The sequence below is a fragment of the Marinomonas foliarum genome (assembly GCF_016906065.1).
Taxonomy (GTDB): Bacteria; Pseudomonadota; Gammaproteobacteria; order Pseudomonadales; family Marinomonadaceae; genus Marinomonas; species Marinomonas foliarum.
This window is the reverse complement of record NZ_CP070273.1, coordinates 2,172,144-2,196,379: the sequence shown is the minus strand read 5'-3', so window position 1 is coordinate 2,196,379 and position 24,236 is coordinate 2,172,144. Positions and strand designations below refer to the sequence as shown.

Genomic DNA, 24,236 nt, shown 5'->3' with positions numbered 1-24,236 from the left:
AAAGACGAGTTTTGTAACTATTATCCAAAAAAGACCGGCATCACTCCGAGATTGATAATGAATACTTATTAGGCATTTTTTAACGTCTCTTTTAATAGTGCTAGAGTTGAGAAATATAGCGGCGTCAACTTCGTAATATCAGCACTCAAGTCTATTTCGCCATTGGCATTACAACGGCTTTCCAACTCGCGGAAGGCATAAGCTAAGGCCTGAGCTCCTACAGCATCGGCATCGCCCGCTAGTCGGTGAGCAATATCAGAAATCTCATAGAGGTCTTGCTGAGCATTCATTTCAGCCATTTCTTCCAAGCCTCGTTCCACCGCTGTAGAGAATAATGACATCAATTTCTGCAAACGCTGTTTACCCAAAGCCACTAAGTGGGAATGTATAAGGCTTGAATTAATCAGACCTGTGACACTTTCTTGACCGTCATCAAACTGATAACTCCGGCTTAATTGCTCACCCATCACTTGATATAATAATTCGCGTTTAAATGGTTTTGGAATAACAGCCCGAATTCCAATGTCGTGGCATTGTTTAACATTACTTGGTAGCACGTTCGCCGTTAGTGCAACAATTGGTGTGCGCGCATTGATATGGTCACAATGACGTATTTGATCAGCCACATCTAAACCACTTAACAAGGGCAAATGAATGTCCATTAAAATTAAATCAAAGAGGTGTTCAGAGGCTTTATTTAGAGCTTCCTGCCCATCAGTAGCCAGCGTGACTTTATGACCGTCTTTTTCTAATAGCTCAGTGGTGACTGCTTGGTTAATTGGTGTATCTTCAACCAATAAGATAGACATAGACGCCAGTTTCTGCGGTACTTTTATCACATCACTAATGGAGCTAAGAGGAGGATCTAGCGCTAATAGAGGCACATAAAACCAAAATACACTGCCTCGCCCTTCTTCACTTTCAACCCCCATTTCACCATCTAAAACACGCACCAGTTGAGCGGTAATCGCCAATCCTAACCCTGTACCACCAAAGCGTCGAGTTACACTTTCATCGGCTTGACTAAAGCGCTCAAAAATATGCCCAAGGTATTGGTTCGGAATTCCTACTCCGGTGTCTTCCACCTCAATCAGCACACCTTTGGCTTGCTCCGAATGCTCTTGGGCGGGCTCCACTGAAATGGTGACAGACCCATCGTGAGTGAACTTGATGGCATTAGAAATCAAATTCGACAAAATCTGTCGTAGCGCCCCAGCAGCCCCTTGATAACGTTCATCTAGCTGCTCGCTAATTTGGACATTCAAAGTAGTGTTTTGTTGACGAGCCTGTGCCAAGAACAACAAGCTCGTTGAATTCACCAATTCACTCAATGAGAATGGCAGAATCTCAGGACTGTACATACCTTCTTCTAGACGAGCATAATCCAACAAGCCATTAAGAATTTCTAACAATGCTTCGCCTGACTGATAAATAGCACTGAGTTTTTCCGCACTTTGAGGAGTCTGATGCTGACTTTGCAATAGTTCCACCATCCCCAAAATGCCGTTCAACGGTGTCTTTATTTCGTGACTCATGGTGGCCAAAAACTGACTCTTGGCTACATTGGCTTTTTCTGCGGCTTCTTTTGCACCTTGTAATCGTCGTGTTCGTCGGCTCACTTGCTCTTGTAATTGATCACGGTGATAACGCAACTCGGCTTCAATCAGATCTTTCTGTTTAATGTCTTCTAGTATCGCTTCTCGCATGTCATTCATTGCATTCACTACAGAATCAATTTCATCTGTGTCTTGGCGAGGCGTTTTATGCGGTAATACCAGTCTCGTTTTCAGATTTCCAGCACCAATTGAACGAGTATAGCTAGCCATGTACTCAAGATGGCGGGTCACCATAAAGTGAACGATTAACAGCAATAGTACTCCGTTAATTAGTACTAATAAGCTTTGAAAAAGTGCAATTTCGATGGCGGAACGAAACAGCTTTGACTGAATCGCAGCCAAATCATGGTAGACCGTCAATTCACCCAACAAGCGAGTAGTTGGCTCGCCATCACGGCCGATATAGTAAATAGGCAATGTCGTGCCATTATCTGGAATCGCGGATTTATCGCCGACAATAATGTCTTCTTTCCAGTCAGCTGAATGCAGTGTTACAGCATTCACATTAGAAAAGTTCATAATACCTTTTAGCTGCAACTCTAGTTGCTCACTGTCCAAATCCCAGAGCCCCTTGCGTACCCCTTCGATATGGGATGACGTGATGTAATCCGTTTGCTGCTGCATTGAAGCCTTTTCACGTCGGTATTCATTGAACACCTGAATACTGGTGGAAATAAGTGCTAGTAATAAACTGATTGATAACAGCTTAATAAAAATACGATACGCCAGAGGATGCATTTTTTTGTAACGCAGGAGGTTGGAGAGCAAAGAAAACTTCATTGATTGAGACATTATTGTTCAGCTCTCCTGTGACTTAGATCAAGGTCTTCGCTGTAAACTTGGTGATATTTAGTCACTAGCTTGGATACTATTTCTGGGTCTTTCAAAAGCTGGTTTAAGCGTTGGTTTAACAATGGCAGCCATTGAATTAATGAGGATTTTTTGGAAATAGCCAGATACCAAAAGTCGCTCACATCTGTCTTGGTGTAACCAATTTTACCTTCTAGCCCCAGCCGACGAAGATCTAGTTGGCCCGACAATCCGCCCATAGGGACGACGTCTAAACGATTGTCAGCCAGTTTTAATAAGTTTTGATCTTGTGTAGAAACAAATTCAAGGCTGGGGTATTTATGTAGTGCCGCGTCGACTTTATTGCCAAAGCTATCACCCATTAACACTCCCACTCGCAAGCCAGCTAATGCTTCCCAGCCTTCAAACATAAGAGGGTGCTCGATGGGGTAATAAAGATAAATAGACTCCCGAATAATTGGCGCATCAAGATAAGTCATAAATTGCTGACGGACATCTGTTTTAAAACCAGACAATATATCTACATTGCCTAATTCCACTTCTTTGATGCAACGCCGCCAATTGCTGTCTTGAAAGGTGTCGACAGTGACACCGAGTGGCTCGAATAAACGTCGAATAACGGCCACATTGATTCCATCAATCTGCTGATTTTTGTTTATCCAAGTAACTGGAGGGTATGCATTGTTTCCACACACTCTTACCGTTGCCCCGGATAAACTGTCTAACTCAGCCGACGACTCTGCCCAAGTAGGCACAGAAGCGCTTATCAAAAAAATAACGGCCAGTGTCCACTTATAAACAATAACCAGCACTAGCAATCGTCTTGGGCTGAATGACTAAAAAGATAACCAACACCATGAACGGTAATGATCATTTGAGGGCATAAAGGGTCTTCACTTAATTTACGACGGATTCGCCCAATCAAGACATCAATCGTCCGATCGGTAGCGTTCCAAGTACGATTCTTAATCCGGTCCATTAATTGATCTCGCGTCAGGACGGCACCTTCGCTCATTTTTAACGCTAACAGCAGCTGAAACTCCCCTTCAGTTAGTTGATTCACACTACGGTCAGATTTTACTAACACACGCCGAGACGTATCTAGTTGCCATGTTCCAATAGCTTGTAGCACTGGTTCTTCAACTGCGGTCTTGGACAGTTCTCGCTGTTTTCGAACTCGACGAATTAGGTTCTTACCTCGTGCCAATACTTCACGTGCATTGAATGGTTTGCAAACGTACTCGTCCGCCCCACATTCCAACCCAATAATACGATCAATATCATCCTGCTTGCCGGTAACCAAAATGATGCCCACTTCAGAGCGACTTCTCAGCTCTCGCGTCAAGGTTAAGCCATCTTTGCCAGGCAAGCGGATATCCAGCAAGATAAGATCGAAATCTTGCTCAATCAATAACTGTTCTGCGGCTTCGGCTGTTTCAGCACTGGTGACGGTATAGCCTTCTTCTGCAAAGTAACTTTCTAAGGTCTCTCTGATGACACTTGAATCGTCAACAATGAGGATTTTACTGTCTGACATTAACATAGTGATGCACTACACAAGGTAAAAGTTGGATCCAATATTTCATGATCATTTTTGTCGTTATTTTGTAATATTGAACAAATCATTATGTGATTTGCTCCAGAACTATAACAATTAAGACGTAGAAAGATAAGAACCCTTTTCTCTCGTAGAATATTAACAAAATGTAAATACTTGGATGAGTTGTAAACAGAATGTTCTCTTTTATTATCTCAGCATTATTAAATAAAGCCATTTAATGACATAGGTGCAAATTTGGCTCTTCATCAACTCTAAAAACATGTCGCCCCCTTACAGTGGCATGTAACAAAACTGGTCGTCGAATCAGATAAGATCAGCCTTGGTGCATTTTTGATTGTCCTATGTGGATTAGGGACCACAACAGGGAATAGTCGACTTAAATATAGGATTCAGTGGCGTTTTTATTTGCCCAAAAATAGCGCAAAAAATAGTAATAAATTATTTTTATAGACTGGCTGTGTCGTATTACTTTTCAATTGTTGTTTCTCATTAGAGCATTTCAAGTAGTCTTGCAAACTTAACTTTACTACTAAAAAGCCTATTAAACGTCGCTTATAGTCCTATTTAGCTTTCACATTGTTCATACAAAGTATTACGACTTGTTCGTGAATAAACTCAGTCTTCCTGCTAAAACTTATATGAAGGAAAGAAGAATATCGCATGTCACATGCCACCTTCCTCTTTACTCCCAACAAAAAAGAAAGCAAAGGAACCGTCTATGTCAATAAACACAGAATCTACGGAGATGAATAAGCCAAGCTTAGGGCTTGCTCTTATTCCCGTTGTACTGACGCTTGCGTTACTTGGTATTCAAATATTTTACTTCGGCGATTTCACCCCACACATTCCTCTGGCTATTGGTTTGGCGCTCACGTCATTGGTCGGGATCAAACAAGGATTGAAGTGGAAGCAAATCGAAAAAGGTATTTTCAATGTAATCCACGTGTCCATGCCATCAGTTTCAGTACTGATTCTTGTTGGTATGTTAGTCGGTGTGTGGATTGCCAGTGGTACCGTTCCAACACTTATTTATTATGGGCTGACATTATTATCGCCGCAGATCTTCCTTGCTGCAGCTATGCTTCTTTGTGCTGTGGTTTCTCTATCCTTGGGCACATCATGGGGGACTGTTGGTACAGTTGGTTTGGCGCTCATGGGTATCGGGGCGGGTTTTGAAATCCCAATGTATTGGACAGCAGGTGCTGTTGTCTCTGGCGCATTCTTTGGCGATAAAGTCTCACCACTTTCTGACACTACTAACCTAGCTCCTGCGGTGACAGGCACAGACGTGTTCTCTCACATCAAAAACATGATGCCAACGACTATACCTGCGATGTTGATTGCCTTGGTTATTTATTTGATCGCTGGTTTCACATTGATCGGCAGTGATAACAGTTCTTTTGAACGCATTAACGCCATCACTACTTCTTTGCAGAATAACTTTGAAATATCTGCTTGGTTACTCGCTCCAGCATTGGTTGTTATTGTTCTTGCAGTGCGACGCATGCCTCCTATTCCATCGTTGTTTGCCGGTGTTCTTGCCGGTGCTGCAGTTGCAGCTATCACTCAGGGTGCAGGCGTTCATGACATTCTCACCTATGCCAATAGCGGTTACTCCATTACTACAAGCTCAGATGAGATCAACAGCCTGTTAAACCGTGGAGGAGTCCAGTCAATGATGTGGACTATTTCCTTGATTTTAATTGCACTGGGTTTTGGTGGTGCACTTGAAAGAACCGGTTGTTTAGAAGCCGTCATCAGCGCCATTATGACAAGGGTAAACACTTTTAAAGGCGTTCAGACTTCTGCAACATTAACCTCGGTTGCGACTAACTTAGTAGCAGGTGACCCGTATCTATCTATCGCTTTACCGGGCCGTATGTATGCGCCTGTTTATCGCGGTATGAAATACTCAACACTTAACCTTTCTAGAGCAATCGAAGAAGGTGGTACATTGATTTCTCCTCTTGTTCCTTGGAATGCAGGTGGTGCTTTTGTTATCGGTGCTTTAGGTTTGAGTATTGGCGATGGTAACTTCGAGAACTTACTTTATATTCCACTAGCCTTTGCTTGTTGGATCTCTCCTGTCCTTGGCTTGAGCTATGCGCAATTAGGTTTCTTCTCTCCTAAAGCGTCTGCAGAAGAGCAAGAGTCATGGAAGAAAAATAACGAGTTGGTTATGGATTACAATGTAGCCACCAAATAATGGCTCACCGTCTCGCACATAAAATGTGATGCACCAATAAAGGCAGGTCTTACCTAGATCTGCCTTTTCTCGTTTTATTCCAATAACCCAGTCTCAACATGTTAAAAGCCCATCAGTAAGAAGAGCAAGGTGCTACAATACAGTCTAACTTTGCATCTTTATTATTAGCAGGAAACCCATGAGCTTTGCTTCATTAGGACTTCACCAAGACATTCTTCTACAAGTACAAAACCTTGGTTACCCAACCCCAACACCTATTCAACAAGCAGCTATTCCAGCTGTGCTAGCTAAAAAAGATCTGATGGCAGGTGCACAAACAGGTACGGGGAAAACTGCTGCATTCGCTTTGCCTCTTTTGCACCAGATTCTTACGACAGAATCAAATGATAACCCTCTTGGTATTCAAGTCCTTGTACTCACTCCAACTCGCGAGCTTGCTCAACAAGTTCATGCAAGTTTTGAGAAATACAGTGCTAATACTCTTATTAAATCAGTAGTTGCTTATGGTGGCGCCAGTATTAATGTCCAACTAGATGCACTTAGAAATGGCTGCCAAGTACTGGTCGCAACACCTGGTCGCCTGCTTGAATTGATAATGAAAAATCTAATTGATTTAAGTGACCTGAAATCACTGGTACTCGACGAAGCCGACCGAATGCTGGACATGGGCTTTATCATCGACATCCAAAGAATATTAAAAAAACTACCTGAAACCAGACAAACACTTTTCTTTTCAGCCACTTTTAATGACGAAATTTTCGCGTTAAGCAAAACACTTTTAAAAGATCCTCAACTCATCGAAGTAGACAATCGAAATACCACAGCATCTAAAGTTGAACAAACCATCTATGCCGTTGATAAAAACCGTAAGAGTGCGCTTATTTCATACTTGATCGGCTCAAAGAACTGGCAACAGGTACTTATTTTTACACGCACCAAACAAGGAGCAGATGAACTAGCAAAAGAGATGCAAAAAGATGGAATAGCGACCCAATCTATCCATGGAGATAAATCCCAAGGCGCAAGAGATAGAGTATTAACTGACTTTAAAAATGGCAAAGTTCGTGCTCTTGTGGCCACCGATGTAGCTGCAAGGGGTATTGATATCGATCAGTTGCAATACGTTATTAATCACGAGTTGCCCTACAATGCCGAAGATTATATTCACCGTATAGGACGTACGGGGCGAGCAGGCGCAACAGGTATTGCCATCAGTTTGATCACTGAAAAAGAGCGCTATCTATTAACCGATATTGAAAAGATGCTCGATGAGCAGTTCATCCCCCAATGGCTTTCGGGCTTTGAGCCTGACCTTAATATTATTGATAACTCAGCAAAACGACGTGAACCCTCCAAAAAAGAATTAAGAGCCAAAGCGCTCGGTTTTTCCTCATCAACAGATAAAAAGCCGAAAAGAAAGCGACGCTAAAAGCTCACCTCTTACCCCCCGAACCCTTTTCCCTCTCAATGAAAATACCGCGCCGTCATAAACCGATGACGTCACGGTATTTTTACATTTTGCCTTTCTGTACCCATAAAGCCACTCACTTCTTGATCTAGTTCCTGCATGCAAACATTTTTTACCACTTACACAAAAACGGACTTTTTAGTCACTATAAAATCATCAGAAAAACTCTTTTAATTACTATGGATTCACTGTAAATTTACCGTAAGATTACTAAAATACACGTAAGATTTACGAAAAACTCTACACAGTAATATTTTGTATTTTTAAACAAAAAACAGTCAAAAAAGGATCGACCACATGATTAGAAGCAACGCTGAAGTTTTAGAAGCAGCATCAGAAAGAGAATGTGCCTTTTATGCGGATTATTTACTGAAAACAATTAAAGGAAGCTCAGCAAGAAATTTACGAGGGGAGTCTCTCGAAGATCGTTTATCAAAACTCAACGAGGAACTAGAGAGTTTGATTAATAAAAATCGAGCACCTAAAAACTTCGCCTCGCAAATGCGTACCGCTTTTAGATCCACTCAACTTCCTTCGAGTTATTTCAGGTGGATTGATAAAAAAGATGAGCGTTTATGCAACTGGTTATGGTGTCACTTAAAGCGCCTCACTAAAAAGCCGGAACTCGACACAGCCGACACCAATAATTCATTACAATTACTGTCAAACAAAGCATTTATTATTGAAAGAGAAACACCAGCGGAAAGGCAAAGTGACGTATTAACAGCTTTTTATGATGGCGAAGCCGATCACAAGCAGCAACAAGACATCTTAGAAGCACTGAAAGTAAAATGGCAGGAGATACAGACTAATAATACGCTGATCAATTGGCTAGAAGAAAACAACCCAGCACAATGGCATTGGGCATGGTCTTATCTACAAAATATCACTCAAAGACCTTTAGAGCAGGCCTGGATACCGACCTCAGACACAGAAAAAAAAGCGGCAGTTATTGCTACTATTGATTTATCTGATAACGTAGACCGTAAAGTATTAATCATTGATAAAATGAAGAAGGCTTGGAGCCAGAAAAAATTTCGTGAGAAATCTAGCGGCAAGAAACCTTATAGCATTAGCATGACTCTCAACACCAAACAAAAGCTCAATGCGCTAGCAGAAGACAGGAACATGAAAATCAATGAAATGATCGAATATCTGGTGAGGAGCGAATATAACAAGCGTGAAATCAACGAATAAGACCGTAATGGCAGGTAAACACGATTTCGTAACACCAGTGAAAAAGTCTATTTTCTATTCCTGGTTGTTTCATTAGCCACCTAATCACTGTATAACGAGCCGCATGAAAATCCCTAAAAGAATACAACCACTCATCGAAGACGGCTTAGTAGACGAAGTACTTCGACAATTAATGAGCGGAAAAGAAGCGACTGTCTACGTAGTTCGCTGCGGATCAGAGATCCGTTGCGCAAAAGTCTATAAAGAAGCCGGTAAACGCAGCTTTAAACAGGCTGTTCAATACCGTGAAGGCAGGAAAGTGCGCAATAGCCGTCGCTCTAGAGCGATGGAAAAAGGCTCTAAGTTTGGCCGCGATGAACAAGAAAACCTTTGGCAGAACGCCGAAGTCGACGCTTTATACCGATTGGCGGCGGCAGGTGTACGCGCCCCAACGCCTTATGGCTGCTTCGATGGCGTCTTATTGATGGAGCTTGTCACCGATGATAGCGGCGATGTTGCTCCACGACTGAATGATGTTGTTCTCACCGCTGAACAAGCTAAACGCGATCACGACACCATCATCAAAGACATTGTCCGCATGCTGTCTGCTGGCTTAATTCATGGTGATCTATCGGAATTCAACGTCTTAGTAGACTCCCATGGCCCTGTCATCATTGACCTTCCTCAAGCTGTCGACGCTGTCGCAAACAATAATGCTGAATGGATGCTAGAACGCGACGTAAACAACATGCGCAACTACTACGGCATGTTCGCACCAGAACTATTGGAAACCAAATACGCCAAAGAAATGTGGGCGTTATTTGAAGCAGGCAAGCTAACCGCACACACGGAGTTAACTGGCCACTTCGAAGAACCGACCGAAGAAGCCGATGTGGACTCTGTTTTACAAGAAATCCAAGATGCCTTCGAGGAAGAGCAAGATAGGCTAGCTCGAATCAACAGCTCCGAGGATGAAGACTGATCAATCAGGTACAGATTTGAATTCTTACCCCAAGAGGGCAACAGCCATGTCTTTTGCCCTCTTGGCCGCATCTAAGTCACCTGCAACGTAAGCTTGGGCAATCGCTCCTTCCTTCAACACACTGATACTCTGCGCTAAATCAACTGCAGATAATTCCGATGAATGACCAACAAGGTTTGCTTGGATAAAAGACGTTATATTTTGCTTATGGCGCTGACAAATGTCATTCACCATGTGATCAGAAAATTCACCATTCGCTTTGACAAAAAAACAGCCTTTGAAGGGAAGCAATACGTCCACTCTATCGTGAAACCAGTCATCTAGCGCATCAAACAAGCCTAAAACGGCGGATTTGCCATCGCCAGCCGACATCATTCGGGCCGTTAACCAATCCATAAATATTTGGTCACGATAGATCAATACCGCCTCTATCAATGCCTCTTTACTCGCAAAATGATGATACAAGGTTTTCTTCGCCACACCCGTTTCAGCCAAAATAGTGTTGATTCCAACCGCATGAATACCATGCAGATAAAAAAGCTTAAACGCCGTGTGTATTAATAAATCAGGTTTCGTCACTTCTCTTCTCCCTCACTTAAAATGAATATTGACATGGGTGAACAGACTTGTCTACTATCAGGGAGACAGATCAGTCTCCCACTGATTATTTGAACCTTAGGGGAATACATTCATGTTATCGAGATTTTTTCGATCATCTTACCAATCAAGATGCTTCACTATCGGCTTGGCAGGAATAGGAGCAACCCTATGTATATTTATGATTGCTCAAGGCGCTCAATTTGCACCAGAGTATCTTGGAGTCATGGCCCCTTTTGGCGCGACCATGGTCATTTTATTTGCTTTACCAAATAGCCCATTAGCTCAACCCAAAAACATTCTAGGAGGCCATCTACTAACGACAACCATAGGGCTGATTAGCTTACAATTTTGGGACGTGACACCACTAACAATGGCCGTAAGTGTTGGCGTTGGTGTTTCCTTGATGATGCTAACCAATACATTACACCCCCCCGCAGGCGCTAATCCGCTTCTAGTATTATCAATCAATGCGTCATGGGGATTTTTGCTTTCACCGGTTCTATCTGGCTGCTTGCTTATTATTCTATTTGGTTGGTTTTACCATAACTGGGTCTCTCGCATTGGCTACCCAATCAAGCCCACTAAATAAACGAGATAGCCGATAGCCGGAGATTTACAGGATTTTTTACAGCTGGATCTTTTTTAACCAAGCGTTTCATGTATAATTCCGCTCCGCATTTGACCTTATGGTCAGATGTATAAAATAGAAAACGCTGAAAGTTCGTCAATTAAAAGCGAGCTTTTTAATTTGGGTTCCCTCACCCCAAGCAAACGAAAAAGGCCACAATATGAGTACGTTCACATCTGAGCAAAAAGGCAAGGCGCTTTGCTACCTTGCAATGTTCCACCTACTAATCATTGCTTCAAGCAATTATCTAGTACAAATCCCTTTCACCGTTGCGGGTTTTCACACCACATGGGGTGCATTTACCTTTCCGTTTATCTTTTTGGCAACGGATCTAACAGTCAGAATCTTCGGCGCAGCATTAGCTAGAAAAATTATTTTCCTAGTGATGATTCCATCGTTAATCGTGTCTTATGTGCTATCGGTTGTCTTTGCGCAGGGACAGTTTCAAGGCTTCGGAGCACTCGCTTCATTCAACGAGTTTGTCGGGCGTATTGCTATAGCAAGCTTAATGGCTTATCTGCTAGGTCAAGTTCTTGATATTCAGGTATTTAATCGACTTCGCCAGTTAAAAGCATGGTGGGTCGCTCCTGCAGCGTCAACCGTATTTGGCAATGGATTAGACACCTTGGCATTCTTTGGGATCGCCTTCTACCAAAGCCCTGATGCATTTATGGCGGAACATTGGCAAGCTATTGCACTGGCTGATTTCGGCTTTAAGCTGATCATCAGTCTTGGACTATTTATCCCAATGTATGGCGTGTTATTGAATTACTTAACGAAAAAGCTCACCGCGATTAAGCCAGACTTCAAGCTAGCCAACGCATAAAATAGTTTAAAAAAGGCCTATTTGATCAGAAATAGGCCTTTTTTATGTTCGCTCTCTTCTTCCTTCCACTGACTTACCATAAGTCGCCGAATCGTTCTCGATGACTCAAATATAAGCGCAAATCAAACTCCAGTTGATGATAATCCGCTTCCATATAACAGCACAGCTTATAGAACGCCTTGTTGTGATCTTTTTCTTTAAGATGCGCCAACTCATGTACCAAGATCATTTTTAATAACGGCTCAGGAATACGCCGAAACAAAGATGAGATACGAATTTCATGTTTCGCTTTTAGCTTGCTGCCCTGCATTCTAGAGACAAAAGTATGTAACCCAAGCGCGTTATTAATAATGTGGATCTTGTCGTCATAAATGACTTTGCTGATCGGCGGCGAACTGCGCATAAAATCGTTCTTCAAAGCCATCGCATAATCATACAAAGCTCGAGGGCCATTTAAGGTGTGAGCTACTGGGTATTTTTTTAATAACCACTCACCAGACTTCTCCGAGTCCAACAAAGTTTGCGCTTGCTGTTGAACCTGTGCGCTGTAAGCACCAAGATAGTTTGTAAACCCAGTATTCTGACTCATAGACTCTATCGATCACGTATTTTAAAGGCCGACAATCTTCGCAGAGTTATTGAAAAAACACCATTCAAGAACTTAACAGTGGTCTCAAGTCTTGCCACAGCTGTGGGCTCGCAGCCCAAACCAGGTTACCGTTTAACAACCCATCGTTCTTAAGGAAGTCCGTCACTTGCCCGCCAGCTTCTTCTATTAACAGCAAGCCCGCCAAAGCATCCCAACTGTTTAGATGAGACTCAAAATAGCCATGAACCAACCCAGATGACACATGAGCCAGCATGAGTGCACCCGCACCAAAACGTCGATATTCGATATTCTGTTTATCCAACATCAAGATAAGATCACAGTATTCTTGTACTGGTCGGCGATTAGACCGACCTAGTCCAAGCAGTGCTTGACCTTGTTTAGGCTCATGAATAGTTAATTGCACGCCATTCAAATACGCACCTTGACCTTTCTTGGCGATAAAAAATTCTTCTCTATCCGGCGCATAAACAAAGCCCATCTGGATTTCTTTGTGTTTTACATAAGCGACGGAAACACACCAATAGTCCATACCTTGAACGTAATTAGTGGTGCCATCAATAGGGTCAATCACCCAGACTCCATTGTTTTCTGGGTTTGAAGCCTGAACCAGACCACTTTCTTCCCCCAAAAAACCATCGTCTGGGAATAGGCCTCGAATCACTTCTTTTAACTCTGCTTCAACCGCAACATCTGCCTGAGAGACAAAATCTTGCCGACTTTTTGTGGTTACTGACAATCCAGACTGACGAAAGCTTTGAGCACGTTTGCCAGCCGCTCTAATTGCGGTTTCTAAAATCTGATAGCTATCTTGCATGTTCTTTTGTCCTTATGCTGGTCAATTCAAAGTCTGGCGAGGTATTTCTAATCACCAATTTGACCGGTATTTCTTCTATAGTTTGATCAATATAGGGATCTTGCCCCCTGGCTTCCAAGCAAGATAAGACACGCTTCGCGGTTTCCTCGACATCTTGATGAATCGTCGTCAAGCGATAACTGTATTGCGCAGTTTGCGGCGTATTATCAAAGCCAATGATGTGAAAGTCTTGGGGGGCATCAAAGCCATTTTCTCGCATCCCATCCAAAAAGCCGCAGGCCAGCTGAGCATTAGCACAAAACACACCATCGACTTTCCCACCTTCAGCACAAAAGACGTGAGCTGCTTGCCTTCCCCCTTCATATCCATCCATGTCGGCGATAATATGAAGTAAATCGCTCTCATCACATAGACCTATCTCAGCCGTGGCCTGACAAAACATCTCACCACGGTTGATACCAGACCAAGTAGAGTCTTTATAATTCAGCCAAGCAATAGACGAGCAGCCACAACGCACAAACTGCTCCGCAACAAGAACGGCTGCCATTTTATTGTCGGAACAGACAAAATCCACATCAGGGATATCCATATGACGATTAATGCCGACGACAGGAATATTATGTTGTACGCACTCTTTAACCAATTCCACTGGTGGCTGGCCGGATGTGACGACCACTCCCGACACACGAAATTGCGTAAAGCGCCGAATGGTCATTTCCAATTCGTCCGCATCACGCACTTCTGTAACGAGGGCTTGATAGCCCTTACGCTGAATTTCACTCAACAAGCCCTCAAGCAAACTGCTACGAAAAGGATCACTTAAGCGCGCCACCACCACACCGACTAACTGGCTGCGTTTACGGTTTAAACCCTGAGCCAAAAAATTGACTTGATAACCCAACTCATTCGCCGCCTGTAATATTTTTTCGCGGGTTTCGCGAGCCACATTGCCTTGATCGCTAAACACGCGAGACACAGACGCACGAGACACGCCAGCGAGTTTCGCAACATCTTCGGCAGACACAGATCGTCCACCCCGAGAATCGCTCACACTTTTCCTCCTTGTCCTATTGAAATAGAATCAAAGGCATGATGACTAAGGTCGATATCGTCTAAATCCAGCAGCAGACCATCTCGACTCAAAAACATGTCAGGAATATCCCTCACAGCTTGCAATAAACTCGGTATCGCCTCATCAAAACAATGATAAATCCCCAACGCCTTAGCACCAGTGTCCACAAGCAAGCGCTCACAACCTGGCAAATCCCCATGAGAGGAGTCATTAGATAAAGCCTCAAAAGACGCGCATTCCTGAAAAGCCATGTCCACATCTTTCATCAACGACTGGCTAGCAGCAGTAGGACGACCATCTCCACTGTAAAACAAGGTTTTTTCATCGGCCGTAATTCGAATCGCTTTGTTCGCCATTTCATGCTGAGTGTTCGCTGTGCGGATGTGCCAGTGCTTCCATTCGAATTGGTCCGCAATGTCCTGCCAATGAATCTCAAAACACACCTGAGTTTCCGGCCACACAGCCAACTCCACCAGCGCTTTTAGAGGCTGCTGCTGTTCGGCTTGGCAAAAAATAGTCAAAGGCTCCGTGCGATTGAAACTTTTCCATTGGTTAATCAACGCGGCTAAACCTGAGCTATGGTCTGGATGTATGTGAGTAAAATAAATTACCTGAATATCATTCACACCAATATTTCGCTGCCAAATCGCCCGAGGCACCGTTGGCCCACAATCGATAAGCCATTGGTTTTGCTGACAATCTATAATTCTAATCGAGGAGGTATTGTTGCGTTTAGAGAACGCACTGCCACTACCAATTACGTCAATTTTCATACTGCCTCACCAAGATGTCTTTTTAGCTTAATTAAATTGTCATAAAGATCCGACAAAGTAGGCCACCATAATGTCGGTTAGAGATTGCATTTTTTTTACAAATCACTGAACACGTGTTCATTTGTTAAAAAAACTTCAAAAATCCTACCGACACTCGTTTTATCGGTTTGGAGAAAAGAGAAGGCATGGCGCACTTACACATAAAGAACTTACAGGCAGGCTACGGCAAAAAAATGATATTAGACAATATCAATTTAACCGTTGAGCAAGGCGAGATGATTGCCTTACTCGGTCCATCTGGCTGTGGAAAAACCACGCTACTCAATGCCTTATGCGGCTTCGTTCCTGTTAGTAATGGCGAAATTTTTGCCGGTAACCGAGCCGTTTCTCAGCTTCCCGCCGAAAAACGCAACATTACCATGGTCTTTCAAAGTTACGCTCTTTGGCCTCACATGACCGTCGCACAAAACATCGGCTACGGGCTCAAAGTTCAAAAAGCCAAACAGGCAGAAATAGAAAGCCGAGTTAGCGAGTTACTGAGCATCGTTAAGTTAGAGGGATTAGAAAATGAGAAGGTTACCGCCTTGTCAGGAGGGCAGCGTCAACGAGTGGCTCTGGCTCGTGCGTTGGCGATCAGACCCGATGTGCTGGTTCTCGATGAGCCACTTTCGAATCTTGATGCAAAGGTAAGGCTAAGTGTTCGCCATGAAATCAAAGCCCTGCAAAAACAACTTGGCTTCACCTCACTCATAGTCACCCATGATCAGGAAGAAGCCCTAGTAATGGCGGACCGAATCGCCGTGTTAAACCAAGGAAAAATAGAACAAATTGGTACACCCGAAGAAATTTATCACCACCCAAGTACGCCTTTTGTTGCCGACTTTATGGGGGCAGAAAACCATATCGAGTGGCCCACTAACGACGACGCTTTCAGTCTAAACCTGAGTAACCATGCCACTCCATTAGACATTTATTTTCGTAGTGAAAATGCAGTGCTATCGACTCAGCAACCTGCAAGCAAAGATGACTTCCATACGGGCTTGGTGATCAACGGCCACGTCGAACAAAGTGTGTTCTTTGGCAATAACTACCAAATTAGTGTGCGCTGCGGGAAGCACGCCATACAGGCGGATCACGACCAGAATCTACCTGAGAATACTCCCGTTACTTTACGCGTTCCCACCGATGCTCTGCATGCTTTCACTAAAAGCGTAGAACATGCCAAGCATCAAAAAAACCATGCCGTTACTGTTTAATCAATGAGGATGAATCATGTTTACTAAAACGAATATCGCCGTAATTGCCGCTGTCGGCCTTACTCAATTTTCAACTTTTGCTTACGCAGACACCACACTGAACGTGGCTTCTGCCGGCAGTCAAAACATGGTGGATTACGTAAAAACCTACCTTGCTCCTAAATTTGAAGCAACGCACCCAGGTGTGAAAGTCAACGTAGTTGGTACAGGCCCAGGTGATGCGGGCTCCCACAAAATTATGGAAAAGCTATCGGCACAAAGCGACAGCGGTATGGATAAATGGGACATTGATGTGGCCGTTGTACACCAGAAAATTGGTGGTGAATTGGTTGAAAATGGACTGCTTGCAAAATATCGCAGCGATATTAACACTGGCAAAATGGTATCCAGAGACAGTGCAAAAAATGCCCTCGGCATTAATGTTGATGGTTACGTTATGCCTATGTTTCATAGCCAAACCGCTATCGCTTATAACAGTGATTTCGTTACAAACCCACCAACATCTTATGACGAATTGGTTAAGTGGACGCAAAAGCACCCTAAATCTTTCGGCTACAACGGCATTAAAAACGGCATGTCTGGCGTGAGCTTCGTTACAGGTTGGATTTACGCTTATGGTACAGATGCTCATACATTGTCTGCCATGCCGTACGACAAAAGTGTTGAGTCTTCTTGGGACAAAGCCTTTGCCGAACTAAAAGAGTTCAACAAGAACATCACTTTCACACCAGGCAACGCAGGCACGTTAGACATGCTAAACCGTGGTGAGATTTTTATGGGGCCAGTTTGGGTCGACATGTTCTATAGCTGGAAAGAGCAAGGCAAGATTCCACCATCGCTTAAACTCTCTTTGATTGCACCAGGTATGCCGGGACAACCAATGTACTACGTGACGCCAACCAAAGCTGCGCACCCTCAACTGGCTCGCGAGTTCATTGAATTAGCCACCAGCCCAGAAATTCAAGCCAACGGTATTGTGAAGCAGTTCAACTGGTATCCAGGCATTGATGCGAATTATGTAGAAGCCAAGCTTGATAAAGCCACATGGGAAAAATTGTTCGCAGAAATCACACCGAACGATTTATCTAAATATGGAAAAAGCTTCCCGATTGGGCCGTACTTTGATGATATCAAAGAAGGCTACGAGCGAAACGTTTCTAACTAGTTTTGTGAGCTAAGCCACTGAGCGAAGTACTCGCTCAACCTAAGCCCTGAGCACGAATTTTCTGAATTACTCTGCTCGGGGCCATTTTCTCTTGTGTTGGTCATTGGAAATAAACATGCGTCAAACGACATCACACAACCTACTAAAGAACCCTCTTTGGTTAATCGCCCCAGCCGCGCTCATGGTCGGTATTTTCTTTCTATACCCATTGGGATTTTCGCTTTATTCAGCCATTACATTAGATGATGGCAGTATCACTCTCAGCCATTTAAGCAAAGCCTTTGAGCTTTACTCAAATGACATCCTTTTTACCATCATCATTGTGTTGATTTCGGTCGTCATTTTAGCGGTATTATCCATCACCATCGCCGCTTTGATTACTTTATCGCCTTTTCGTACTTTAACGAAAACACTGGCCTTTCTTTATCGTTTGCCTTTATTCATTCCCTTTATTGTCACCGCGCAAATGATGCGCACCTTTTTGGCAAAAAATGGCTTAATGAATAATGCCTTTGTCGCTTCTGGCTTACTAACGCCCATGGACACCGTGTCTTTCCTTGGCTGGAGCGGCATCATTATTACCTTTGTCTGGAAGCAATTGGCCTTTTCGACCTTGTTAATCTCTGGCGCCATGGCCGCCTTGGACGACTCTCAAATCCGTGCTGCTCGCAATTTAGACGCGTCACGTTTGCGTATTCTATTTCAGATTATCTTGCCACAAATTATTCCGACTTTAGGCGTTGCCATGGTGTTATCCATTGTCACCATGATGTCCGTATTATCCGTTCCACTGATGATAGGCACAGGCTCACCTACCATGATGACGGCGGACATGGCGTTCCGCATCAATTCTTATGGCGACTATCACGTAGCGAACGCACTAGGCTTGGTGTCGTACTGTATTTGCGCTGGCTTAGCTTGGTTTTATCTGCGCCAAAATCTCAAAGAAAAAGGGGCTAACTAATGAGCTATCCACAACATAAAGCCTTGCTAGACAAGTTCAACATTCGCTCTTTGCGGTTCAGTTTTTGGCTGCAATGTGTCTTTATCTTATTGCTCGCACTGGCATTATTTGGCCCTATCATGAACTTACTGATTTGGACCGTAACGGAGAGTTGGTACTTTCCTCATGCGCTCCCAAGCCAATGGGGATTCAAATATTGGCAGCAAGTATTTAACCCTTATAGCGATGTGTCTGGTTCATTATTTACCAGCTTACTGATTGCGGTATTAACCGTGGTGGTTTGTATGATCGTCTCAATTCCGGCGGGCTATGCTCTCTCCAAACGCAGTATGCCATTGCGTATTTTTTGGATGTTACTGTTTTTAATCCCTCAAGCATTTCCAAATTTAACCGTGTACATGAACATCGCTCGGCTGTTTTATGAATTTGGCTTAAACGGTACCTTACCAGGTGTGATCATAGTCCATAGTGTTCATGGTTTGATGTTTTCTATCTGGATCAGTGTCGCGGCATTTTCATCAACTGACCCAATGCTAGAACGTGCGTCTCGGAATTTGGGGGCAGGGCCTTTCTACACCTTCTTTCATATCGTATTACCACAAGCCGCACCTGGGCTTATCGCCAGCTGTATTTTTGTCTTCTTAGAGTCATTAGACGAATTTACCGGGACTTTCTTTGTTGGTTCGCCGAATATCAGCACATTGCCACTCTTGCTGTACACCGCCAGTATGGAAGGGAACTATCAGATCGCCTCAATCACCGCATTGATTCTTCTTGTGCCGTCCATCCTATTTATGGTCATCATTCACAAATTTATGAAACCTGAGATGCTATCTAAACTAGGAAAATAACACTATGAAAACAGAAACAGCTTCAAGGCTGCGACCGTCGACATAATGCGAATTAACCATTTGAATTGGATTGGGTTCACTTTTTTTAATACGTAGTAGCCGATGAAAGAACCTATCACCAATCCAGGCACTGCGTATAAGCTGGTTTTTGTGCTCTCAACTGAAAGCAAGCCGAGGCTGATATAAAATGGCAGTTTTACCACGTTAATAATGAAAAATGCCCACGCGCGGGTACTAACATAGGTTTTCTTATCCAGCTTTTGCTCCAATAGGAACAAGCTAAATATCGGTCCCGCTGCGTTGGCCATCATGGTCACAATCCCGCCAATAAACCCCATGGAATAAGCCGCGAGCGGCTTCTGCATAAAAGAGGTTGGGCGGTAATCCAGATATAATCCAAGCGCAATCATGGCAAGTATCATCACACCAAGAAAACTCACAAACTGTTCCGCGTTAATGTTTGCGAGGAAATGACTGGCGACAAACACCCCGAGAAAAGCCAAAGGCAAAAAGCGCGCTAACACAGACCAAGCGATTTTAGACCGATAGCTAAACACCGCCATGATGTCGGTAATAATATACAGAGGTAATAAAATGGCTAACGCCTCAGGCCCTGGGACAGCAATCATCACAATAGGCAGGACCAATAATCCCATGCCGCCAATAGAAAATTTAGAAAAGCCGGTAATTAAACCCGCTAAAAACAACACAACAACCGTAGTATCCACGTTTCACTCCTTCAAATATCTCACGACATGACTCGTTTTATGCGTGCAATAATACGGCAAATAATGAACAATAAATAATCTCGTTTTATTATCAAAACGATCCAAATTAATAATCATCTTGAGACCATCATGAAACTGGATCAATTAAGAGCCTTTATTGCCGTGGTCGAAACGGGCAGTTTTCGTTCTGCCGCAGACGCTATTCACAAAACACAACCAGGCATTAGCGCGGCCGTAAAAGCACTAGAAGAGCAATTTGGTTTTCTATTGTTCGACCGCAACAGCTATCGGCCGACGCTGACACCTGAAGGCCATGCCTTTTTCCTGCAAAGCCAAAAACTCATGTCTCAGGCTCTGCAACTGGAAAACTTAGGCAATGACCTCGCCCAAGGCACAGAAGCGCCACTGCAACTCTGTTTAAGCCAAATGGCGTTAGACGATAACTGCATGTCACGAATCAAAGCCTTTCAGCGCCAGCACGCGGATATTGCCTTGGACATCACCACAGACCACCTTTATGGAGTGCAAGAAAAGCTCGCCAAGAACCAATGCGAAATCGCCATTGGCCCACGATACGGGCTCGATGACAGACACGCCTTTATCGAGCTGAATAAAATCACTATGATTGCTGTGATCAGCCCAGAATTACTCGCCACGCTTAACACCAGCGACACCAAGATCAAGCAACAATCCTTGTACGCCATTCCCCAAATTTTGGTCAACGACACCACGGCCAACGCCTCAGAAAATGGCCATAGGTACGTTTTACCAACAGGCAAACGCTGGTACGTAAACGATTTTCAAGCGAAGAAAACCTTGTTGGTGCACGGACTTGGTTGGGCACGCATGCCGAAGCATTGCATTCAGGCAGAATTGAGTAACGGACAATTGGTGCCGATTGAAGTGGAGAATTTTACCTCACAGAATCAGCTGCCCATTTTTATGATTCGCTTACGCCATCAAACCCAGAGTTCGCAAGCGAACGCATTCTGGGAAATGATGAAAGGCTTTTCTAACAGCACGGGAAGCGATTTATAAAGTACGATTCAACGACCAATCGTAATCTAGAAAACGGGGGGGCATATCTTTGTCTTTAAGCTTCTGAACCTCTTCAGGGTTTAAAGACAAATCCACTGCGTGATCGACTAAAAACTGTTCCAACGATGAATAGCCCTTCCAGCCTTTTTCGAAGTCTTCTCGATACCATTTGAAAATCGACGACAACGCTAGCTTGCCATTATCTATTCGATTCCGACTGCGATCTTGCAAGAAAAGTCGCGTTTGTTCGTCTAGCTGAGCATCTAAACGCTTGCCCGTATAAGCTTCATTACGAAGCGCAGGACAACCGATACTCGCGCAATTCACCGCGAAATGAATGCGTGGGTCTTGATAACGATCTGAACCACGAATCAAGGTATGTTCGATATCATCCAAAGATCGCGTTTCACCCAATAGCGGAATAAAAGACTTACTCCACGGCGAACTAAAAAAGCTGCCGAGATCTTTAATCGAATCCAAATCCGGCCACTCTGTCAGGATCAATTCTACTGTCCACGCATTATAAGCATTAATCAAAAACGCCAATTGCTCGTCTTTCGGCCAAGCATCAAACTCGCCGCTTTTCACCTTAGACAAATCCGCTAAGTAGCGATCCAGTTGCGCCTTATCATCGGCAAAGCCTTGATAATCCACTTGGCTTGCCTGACCGCCATTGAGCGGTAACACATACTGTTTTAGCAATGCATCCCATTGACTGTGATCGAAGGTATTTGCCGCGATCACCTGAGCGCTGAACAGGCCAGCGAAGGAGACACTCAATAACGTTAAAACCAATAAACGAAGCTTTTTCATCAACTTAACCTCGACGCCAAGCATGGTATTTTTCCAGCCAGTTCAAAATACGTTGCGGTGCGTGTGCGCGTTTCCATTCACCGGCAGCGTATTTATTGGCTTCCGCCCATGTTGGATAAGTATGAATCGTGCCGAGGACTTTATTCAGGCCAAGACCATGTTTCATCGCCTGTACAAATTCTGCCAACAAATCCCCAGCGTGTTCGCCAACAATGGTCACTCCCAAGATCTTATCTTTGCCCGGCACCGTCAGCACTTTGACAAAGCCTTTTGCCGCACTATCGGCAATGGCGCGATCCAAGTCATCCAATTCGTAACGCACCATTTCATAAGCAATGCCTTGGTCTTTGGCGTCTTGTTCACTCAAGCCCACTCGCGCCACTTCAGGATCAACAAAGGTGGTCCAAGGAATCACTCGATAATCGACACGGAATTTTTTAAAGGTACCAAATAAAGCGTTCACCGCCGCGTACCAAGCTTGATGAGCGGCCACATGGGTAAATTGATATGGCCCCGCCACATCGCCTGCGGCAAAAATATTGGGGTAAAGAGTTTCCAGATAATCGTTAGTGACAATGGTGCCCTTGGTTTCAATTCCCAGATTTTCTAGACCATAACCTTCCAGACGCGCTTCGCGGCCAACTGCACAGATGAGCGCATCAAACTCAATGATCGATTCTTGTCCATCATGCTCAATGATCAAACGCTTCACATCGCCTTCTTTTTCACAACGTACGGCACTGTGAGAAGTCAGCATAATCACGCCATCTTGAATTAGGCTTTCTTGTGCCAGCTTAGACACTTCTTCGTCTTCTCGGCCCATAATACGAGCCGAGCGTTCCACTTGTGTAACCTTGGACCCTAAACGAGCAAAGCTCTGCGCTAATTCACAACCAATCGGGCCACCACCTAAAACCACAAGGCGCTTCGGCGGCTCATCGAACTTAGCAAAGGCGTCCCACATGGTATCGCTGGTGTAATAACCCACCTCGTCTAAACCTGGCAGATTCGGCACAAAAGGGCGAGCGCCGGTTGCCAACACAATACTGCGCGCAGTCAAACGTTGCGTGTCGCCGTCATGTCGTTGAATTTCTACCGTCCAAGGGTCAATCAACTTGGCGTAACCCTGCACCACATCGACACCCATTTTGCTGTAACGCTCAACGCTATCATGAGGCTCTATTGTCGCAATCACATCGTGGATTCGCTGCATGACTTTTTTGAACGAAAACGTCGGCTCGCTGCTGTTCAAACCATAGTTTTCAGCATGGCGCATTTGATGTGCGACTTTCGCACTTTTGATCAATGCCTTACTCGGAATACAACCATAATTTAAGCAATCACCGCCCATTTTATGGGCTTCGACCAAGGTGACTTTGGCTTTTACTGTCGCTGCTATGTAAGCACTTACTAAGCCACCAGCACCCGCACCAATGACAATCAGATTTCGATCGAAGGATTTTGGTTTGCTAAATCCAGCATACACACGGCGCGCTTTCACCAGATCGACAATTTTCTTGGCCATAAGCGGAAACACACCCAACAAGACAAAAGACAACAGCAAAGACGGTGACAAAATACCCGACAAACTCTCCAATTGACCAAGCTGAGTTCCTGCATTGACGTACACCAGAGTGCCTGCGAACATACCGATTTGACTCACCCAATAGAAAGTCAAAGCACGAATCGTCGTCAACCCCATCAATAAGTTGATTAAGAAGAAAGGAAAAAGAGGCACAAGACGAAGAGTAAATAAATAAAACGCGCCTTCTCTTTCGACTCCTTCATTAATCGCCTTTAATCGATCACCAAAGCGTTTTTGCACTGTGTCTTGCAACAGGTAACGGGACACAAGAAACGCCAAGGTCGCACCAATGGAACTGGCAAAAGAAACAATCACAGTGCCCCACAGCAAGCCAAATAGTGCGCCTGCCGCCAAGGTCATAATGACCGCCCCAGGCAAAGACAACGCCGTCACAATGACGTATAAGAGTAAGAACCCTCCACCCACCAAGAACGGACTGACTGCACGCCACTCTTCAAATCGTACCAAGCCCGATTTCAAGCCTTCTAACGTTAATAGCTGGTGCAAATCAAAATAGAAAAAGCCCGCTGCCAATGCCGCAATCAGTACCAGCAATCCAATTTTTTTCATTAGTAGAACTCCGAAAGAGCCTTGCGACTCGGGAAAAATACAATTAATCAATTCGTTAATGGTAGTTAGACAGAATACAGACTGGAATTATTACAGCAAGAAGGATTATTTTTTAAATAATCCA

General features: G+C 44.0%; 22 protein-coding genes. 11 read left to right on the top strand and 11 right to left on the bottom strand.

All coding sequences use genetic code 11. The features are described from left to right. Nucleotides 1–68: 68 nt before the first annotated feature. Genes JSY38_RS10125 through JSY38_RS10115 form a run of 3 tightly spaced genes read right to left on the bottom strand, consistent with a single transcriptional unit; the run spans nt 69 to nt 3,969 of the window. Nucleotides 69–2,408 (bottom strand): ATP-binding protein, encoded by a 2,340-nt coding sequence (locus tag JSY38_RS10125; RefSeq protein WP_205113145.1) that lies wholly within the window; start codon nt 2,406–2,408, stop codon nt 69–71. Then, complete coding sequence (locus JSY38_RS10120) at nt 2,408–3,238, bottom strand: substrate-binding periplasmic protein (protein WP_205113144.1); 831 nt, start codon at nt 3,236–3,238, stop codon at nt 2,408–2,410. The genes JSY38_RS10125 and JSY38_RS10120 overlap by 1 nt, the downstream gene beginning before the upstream one ends. After that, on the bottom strand, nt 3,238–3,969 hold the full coding sequence (locus JSY38_RS10115) for a response regulator (protein ID WP_114413149.1): 732 nt from the start codon (nt 3,967–3,969) through the stop codon (nt 3,238–3,240). The genes JSY38_RS10120 and JSY38_RS10115 overlap by 1 nt, the downstream gene beginning before the upstream one ends. Nucleotides 3,970–4,705: 736 nt before the next feature. Here JSY38_RS10115 and nhaC point away from each other — a divergent pair. The 4 genes from nhaC (at nt 4,706) to JSY38_RS10095 (ending at nt 9,819) form a co-directional block, all read left to right on the top strand. Beyond that, a complete protein-coding gene (gene nhaC / locus JSY38_RS10110) occupies nt 4,706–6,193 on the top strand; it encodes a Na+/H+ antiporter NhaC (protein WP_114413150.1) in 1,488 nt (495 codons plus the stop codon). A 178-nt stretch (nt 6,194–6,371) separates the two neighbouring features. Next, a complete protein-coding gene (locus JSY38_RS10105; RefSeq protein ID WP_205113143.1) occupies nt 6,372–7,622 on the top strand; it encodes a DEAD/DEAH box helicase in 1,251 nt (416 codons plus the stop codon). Nucleotides 7,623–7,958: 336 nt separating this feature from the next. Next, a complete protein-coding gene (locus JSY38_RS10100) occupies nt 7,959–8,858 on the top strand; it encodes a hypothetical protein (protein ID WP_205113142.1) in 900 nt (299 codons plus the stop codon). A 103-nt stretch (nt 8,859–8,961) separates the two neighbouring features. Then, the gene (locus JSY38_RS10095) at nt 8,962–9,819 is read left to right on the top strand and encodes a PA4780 family RIO1-like protein kinase (RefSeq protein ID WP_114413153.1); all 858 of its coding nucleotides are present in this window, start codon (nt 8,962–8,964) and stop codon (nt 9,817–9,819) included. 24 nt (nt 9,820–9,843) lie between these two features. On the opposite strand, the gene JSY38_RS10090 is transcribed toward JSY38_RS10095, so the two are convergent. Then, on the bottom strand, nt 9,844–10,398 hold the full coding sequence (locus JSY38_RS10090) for a TetR/AcrR family transcriptional regulator (protein ID WP_205113141.1): 555 nt from the start codon (nt 10,396–10,398) through the stop codon (nt 9,844–9,846). A gap of 112 nt (nt 10,399–10,510) precedes the next feature. On the opposite strand from JSY38_RS10090, the gene JSY38_RS10085 reads away from it, so the two are divergent. Then, complete coding sequence (locus JSY38_RS10085) at nt 10,511–11,008, top strand: HPP family protein (protein WP_205113140.1); 498 nt, start codon at nt 10,511–10,513, stop codon at nt 11,006–11,008. Between the two features lie 199 nt (nt 11,009–11,207). After that, a complete protein-coding gene (locus JSY38_RS10080; RefSeq protein ID WP_114413155.1) occupies nt 11,208–11,873 on the top strand; it encodes a 7-cyano-7-deazaguanine/7-aminomethyl-7-deazaguanine transporter in 666 nt (221 codons plus the stop codon). Between the two features lie 73 nt (nt 11,874–11,946). Here JSY38_RS10080 and JSY38_RS10075 read toward each other — a convergent pair whose 3' ends face one another. The 4 genes from JSY38_RS10075 to JSY38_RS10060 form a co-directional block, all read right to left on the bottom strand. Further along, the gene (locus JSY38_RS10075; RefSeq protein WP_205113139.1) at nt 11,947–12,462 is read right to left on the bottom strand and encodes a YgjP-like metallopeptidase domain-containing protein; all 516 of its coding nucleotides are present in this window, start codon (nt 12,460–12,462) and stop codon (nt 11,947–11,949) included. 64 nt (nt 12,463–12,526) lie between these two features. Further along, nucleotides 12,527–13,297: an inositol monophosphatase family protein gene (locus JSY38_RS10070; protein WP_205113138.1), complete on the bottom strand. Its 771-nt coding sequence runs from the start codon at nt 13,295–13,297 to the stop codon at nt 12,527–12,529. Then, complete coding sequence (locus JSY38_RS10065; protein WP_205113137.1) at nt 13,287–14,348, bottom strand: LacI family DNA-binding transcriptional regulator; 1,062 nt, start codon at nt 14,346–14,348, stop codon at nt 13,287–13,289. The genes JSY38_RS10070 and JSY38_RS10065 overlap by 11 nt, the downstream gene beginning before the upstream one ends. After that, nucleotides 14,345–15,142 carry an MBL fold metallo-hydrolase gene (locus JSY38_RS10060; RefSeq protein WP_205113136.1) on the bottom strand — a complete coding sequence of 266 codons (798 nt, stop codon included), beginning with the start codon at nt 15,140–15,142 and terminating at the stop codon, nt 14,345–14,347. Before JSY38_RS10060 ends, JSY38_RS10065 begins: the two co-directional genes overlap by 4 nt. Nucleotides 15,143–15,327: 185 nt before the next feature. On the opposite strand from JSY38_RS10060, the gene JSY38_RS10055 reads away from it, so the two are divergent. From JSY38_RS10055 to JSY38_RS10040, 4 genes are all read left to right on the top strand, one after another. Next, a complete protein-coding gene (locus JSY38_RS10055) occupies nt 15,328–16,398 on the top strand; it encodes an ABC transporter ATP-binding protein (protein ID WP_205113135.1) in 1,071 nt (356 codons plus the stop codon). A gap of 16 nt (nt 16,399–16,414) precedes the next feature. Further along, nucleotides 16,415–17,563, top strand: coding sequence for an ABC transporter substrate-binding protein (locus JSY38_RS10050; RefSeq protein WP_205113134.1), 1,149 nt, complete (start codon nt 16,415–16,417; stop codon nt 17,561–17,563). 115 nt (nt 17,564–17,678) lie between these two features. Further along, the gene (locus JSY38_RS10045) at nt 17,679–18,527 is read left to right on the top strand and encodes an ABC transporter permease (protein ID WP_205113133.1); all 849 of its coding nucleotides are present in this window, start codon (nt 17,679–17,681) and stop codon (nt 18,525–18,527) included. After that, the gene (locus tag JSY38_RS10040; RefSeq protein ID WP_205113132.1) at nt 18,527–19,378 is read left to right on the top strand and encodes an ABC transporter permease; all 852 of its coding nucleotides are present in this window, start codon (nt 18,527–18,529) and stop codon (nt 19,376–19,378) included. The genes JSY38_RS10045 and JSY38_RS10040 overlap by 1 nt, the downstream gene beginning before the upstream one ends. A 2-nt stretch (nt 19,379–19,380) precedes the next feature. On the opposite strand, the gene JSY38_RS10035 is transcribed toward JSY38_RS10040, so the two are convergent. Beyond that, on the bottom strand, nt 19,381–20,106 hold the full coding sequence (locus tag JSY38_RS10035) for a sulfite exporter TauE/SafE family protein (RefSeq protein ID WP_205113131.1): 726 nt from the start codon (nt 20,104–20,106) through the stop codon (nt 19,381–19,383). Between the two features lie 129 nt (nt 20,107–20,235). Here JSY38_RS10035 and JSY38_RS10030 point away from each other — a divergent pair, with 129 nt between their 5' ends. Beyond that, complete coding sequence (locus tag JSY38_RS10030; RefSeq protein ID WP_205113130.1) at nt 20,236–21,144, top strand: LysR family transcriptional regulator; 909 nt, start codon at nt 20,236–20,238, stop codon at nt 21,142–21,144. On the opposite strand, the gene JSY38_RS10025 is transcribed toward JSY38_RS10030, so the two are convergent. Continuing rightward, the gene (locus JSY38_RS10025) at nt 21,139–21,957 is read right to left on the bottom strand and encodes a DUF547 domain-containing protein (protein WP_205113129.1); all 819 of its coding nucleotides are present in this window, start codon (nt 21,955–21,957) and stop codon (nt 21,139–21,141) included. The genes JSY38_RS10030 and JSY38_RS10025 overlap by 6 nt on opposite strands. 4 nt (nt 21,958–21,961) lie before the next feature. Further along, nucleotides 21,962–24,112, bottom strand: a complete 2,151-nt coding sequence (locus tag JSY38_RS10020) for an FAD-dependent oxidoreductase (protein ID WP_205113128.1) — start codon at nt 24,110–24,112, stop codon at nt 21,962–21,964. Between the last annotated feature and the right edge of the window lie 124 nt (nt 24,113–24,236).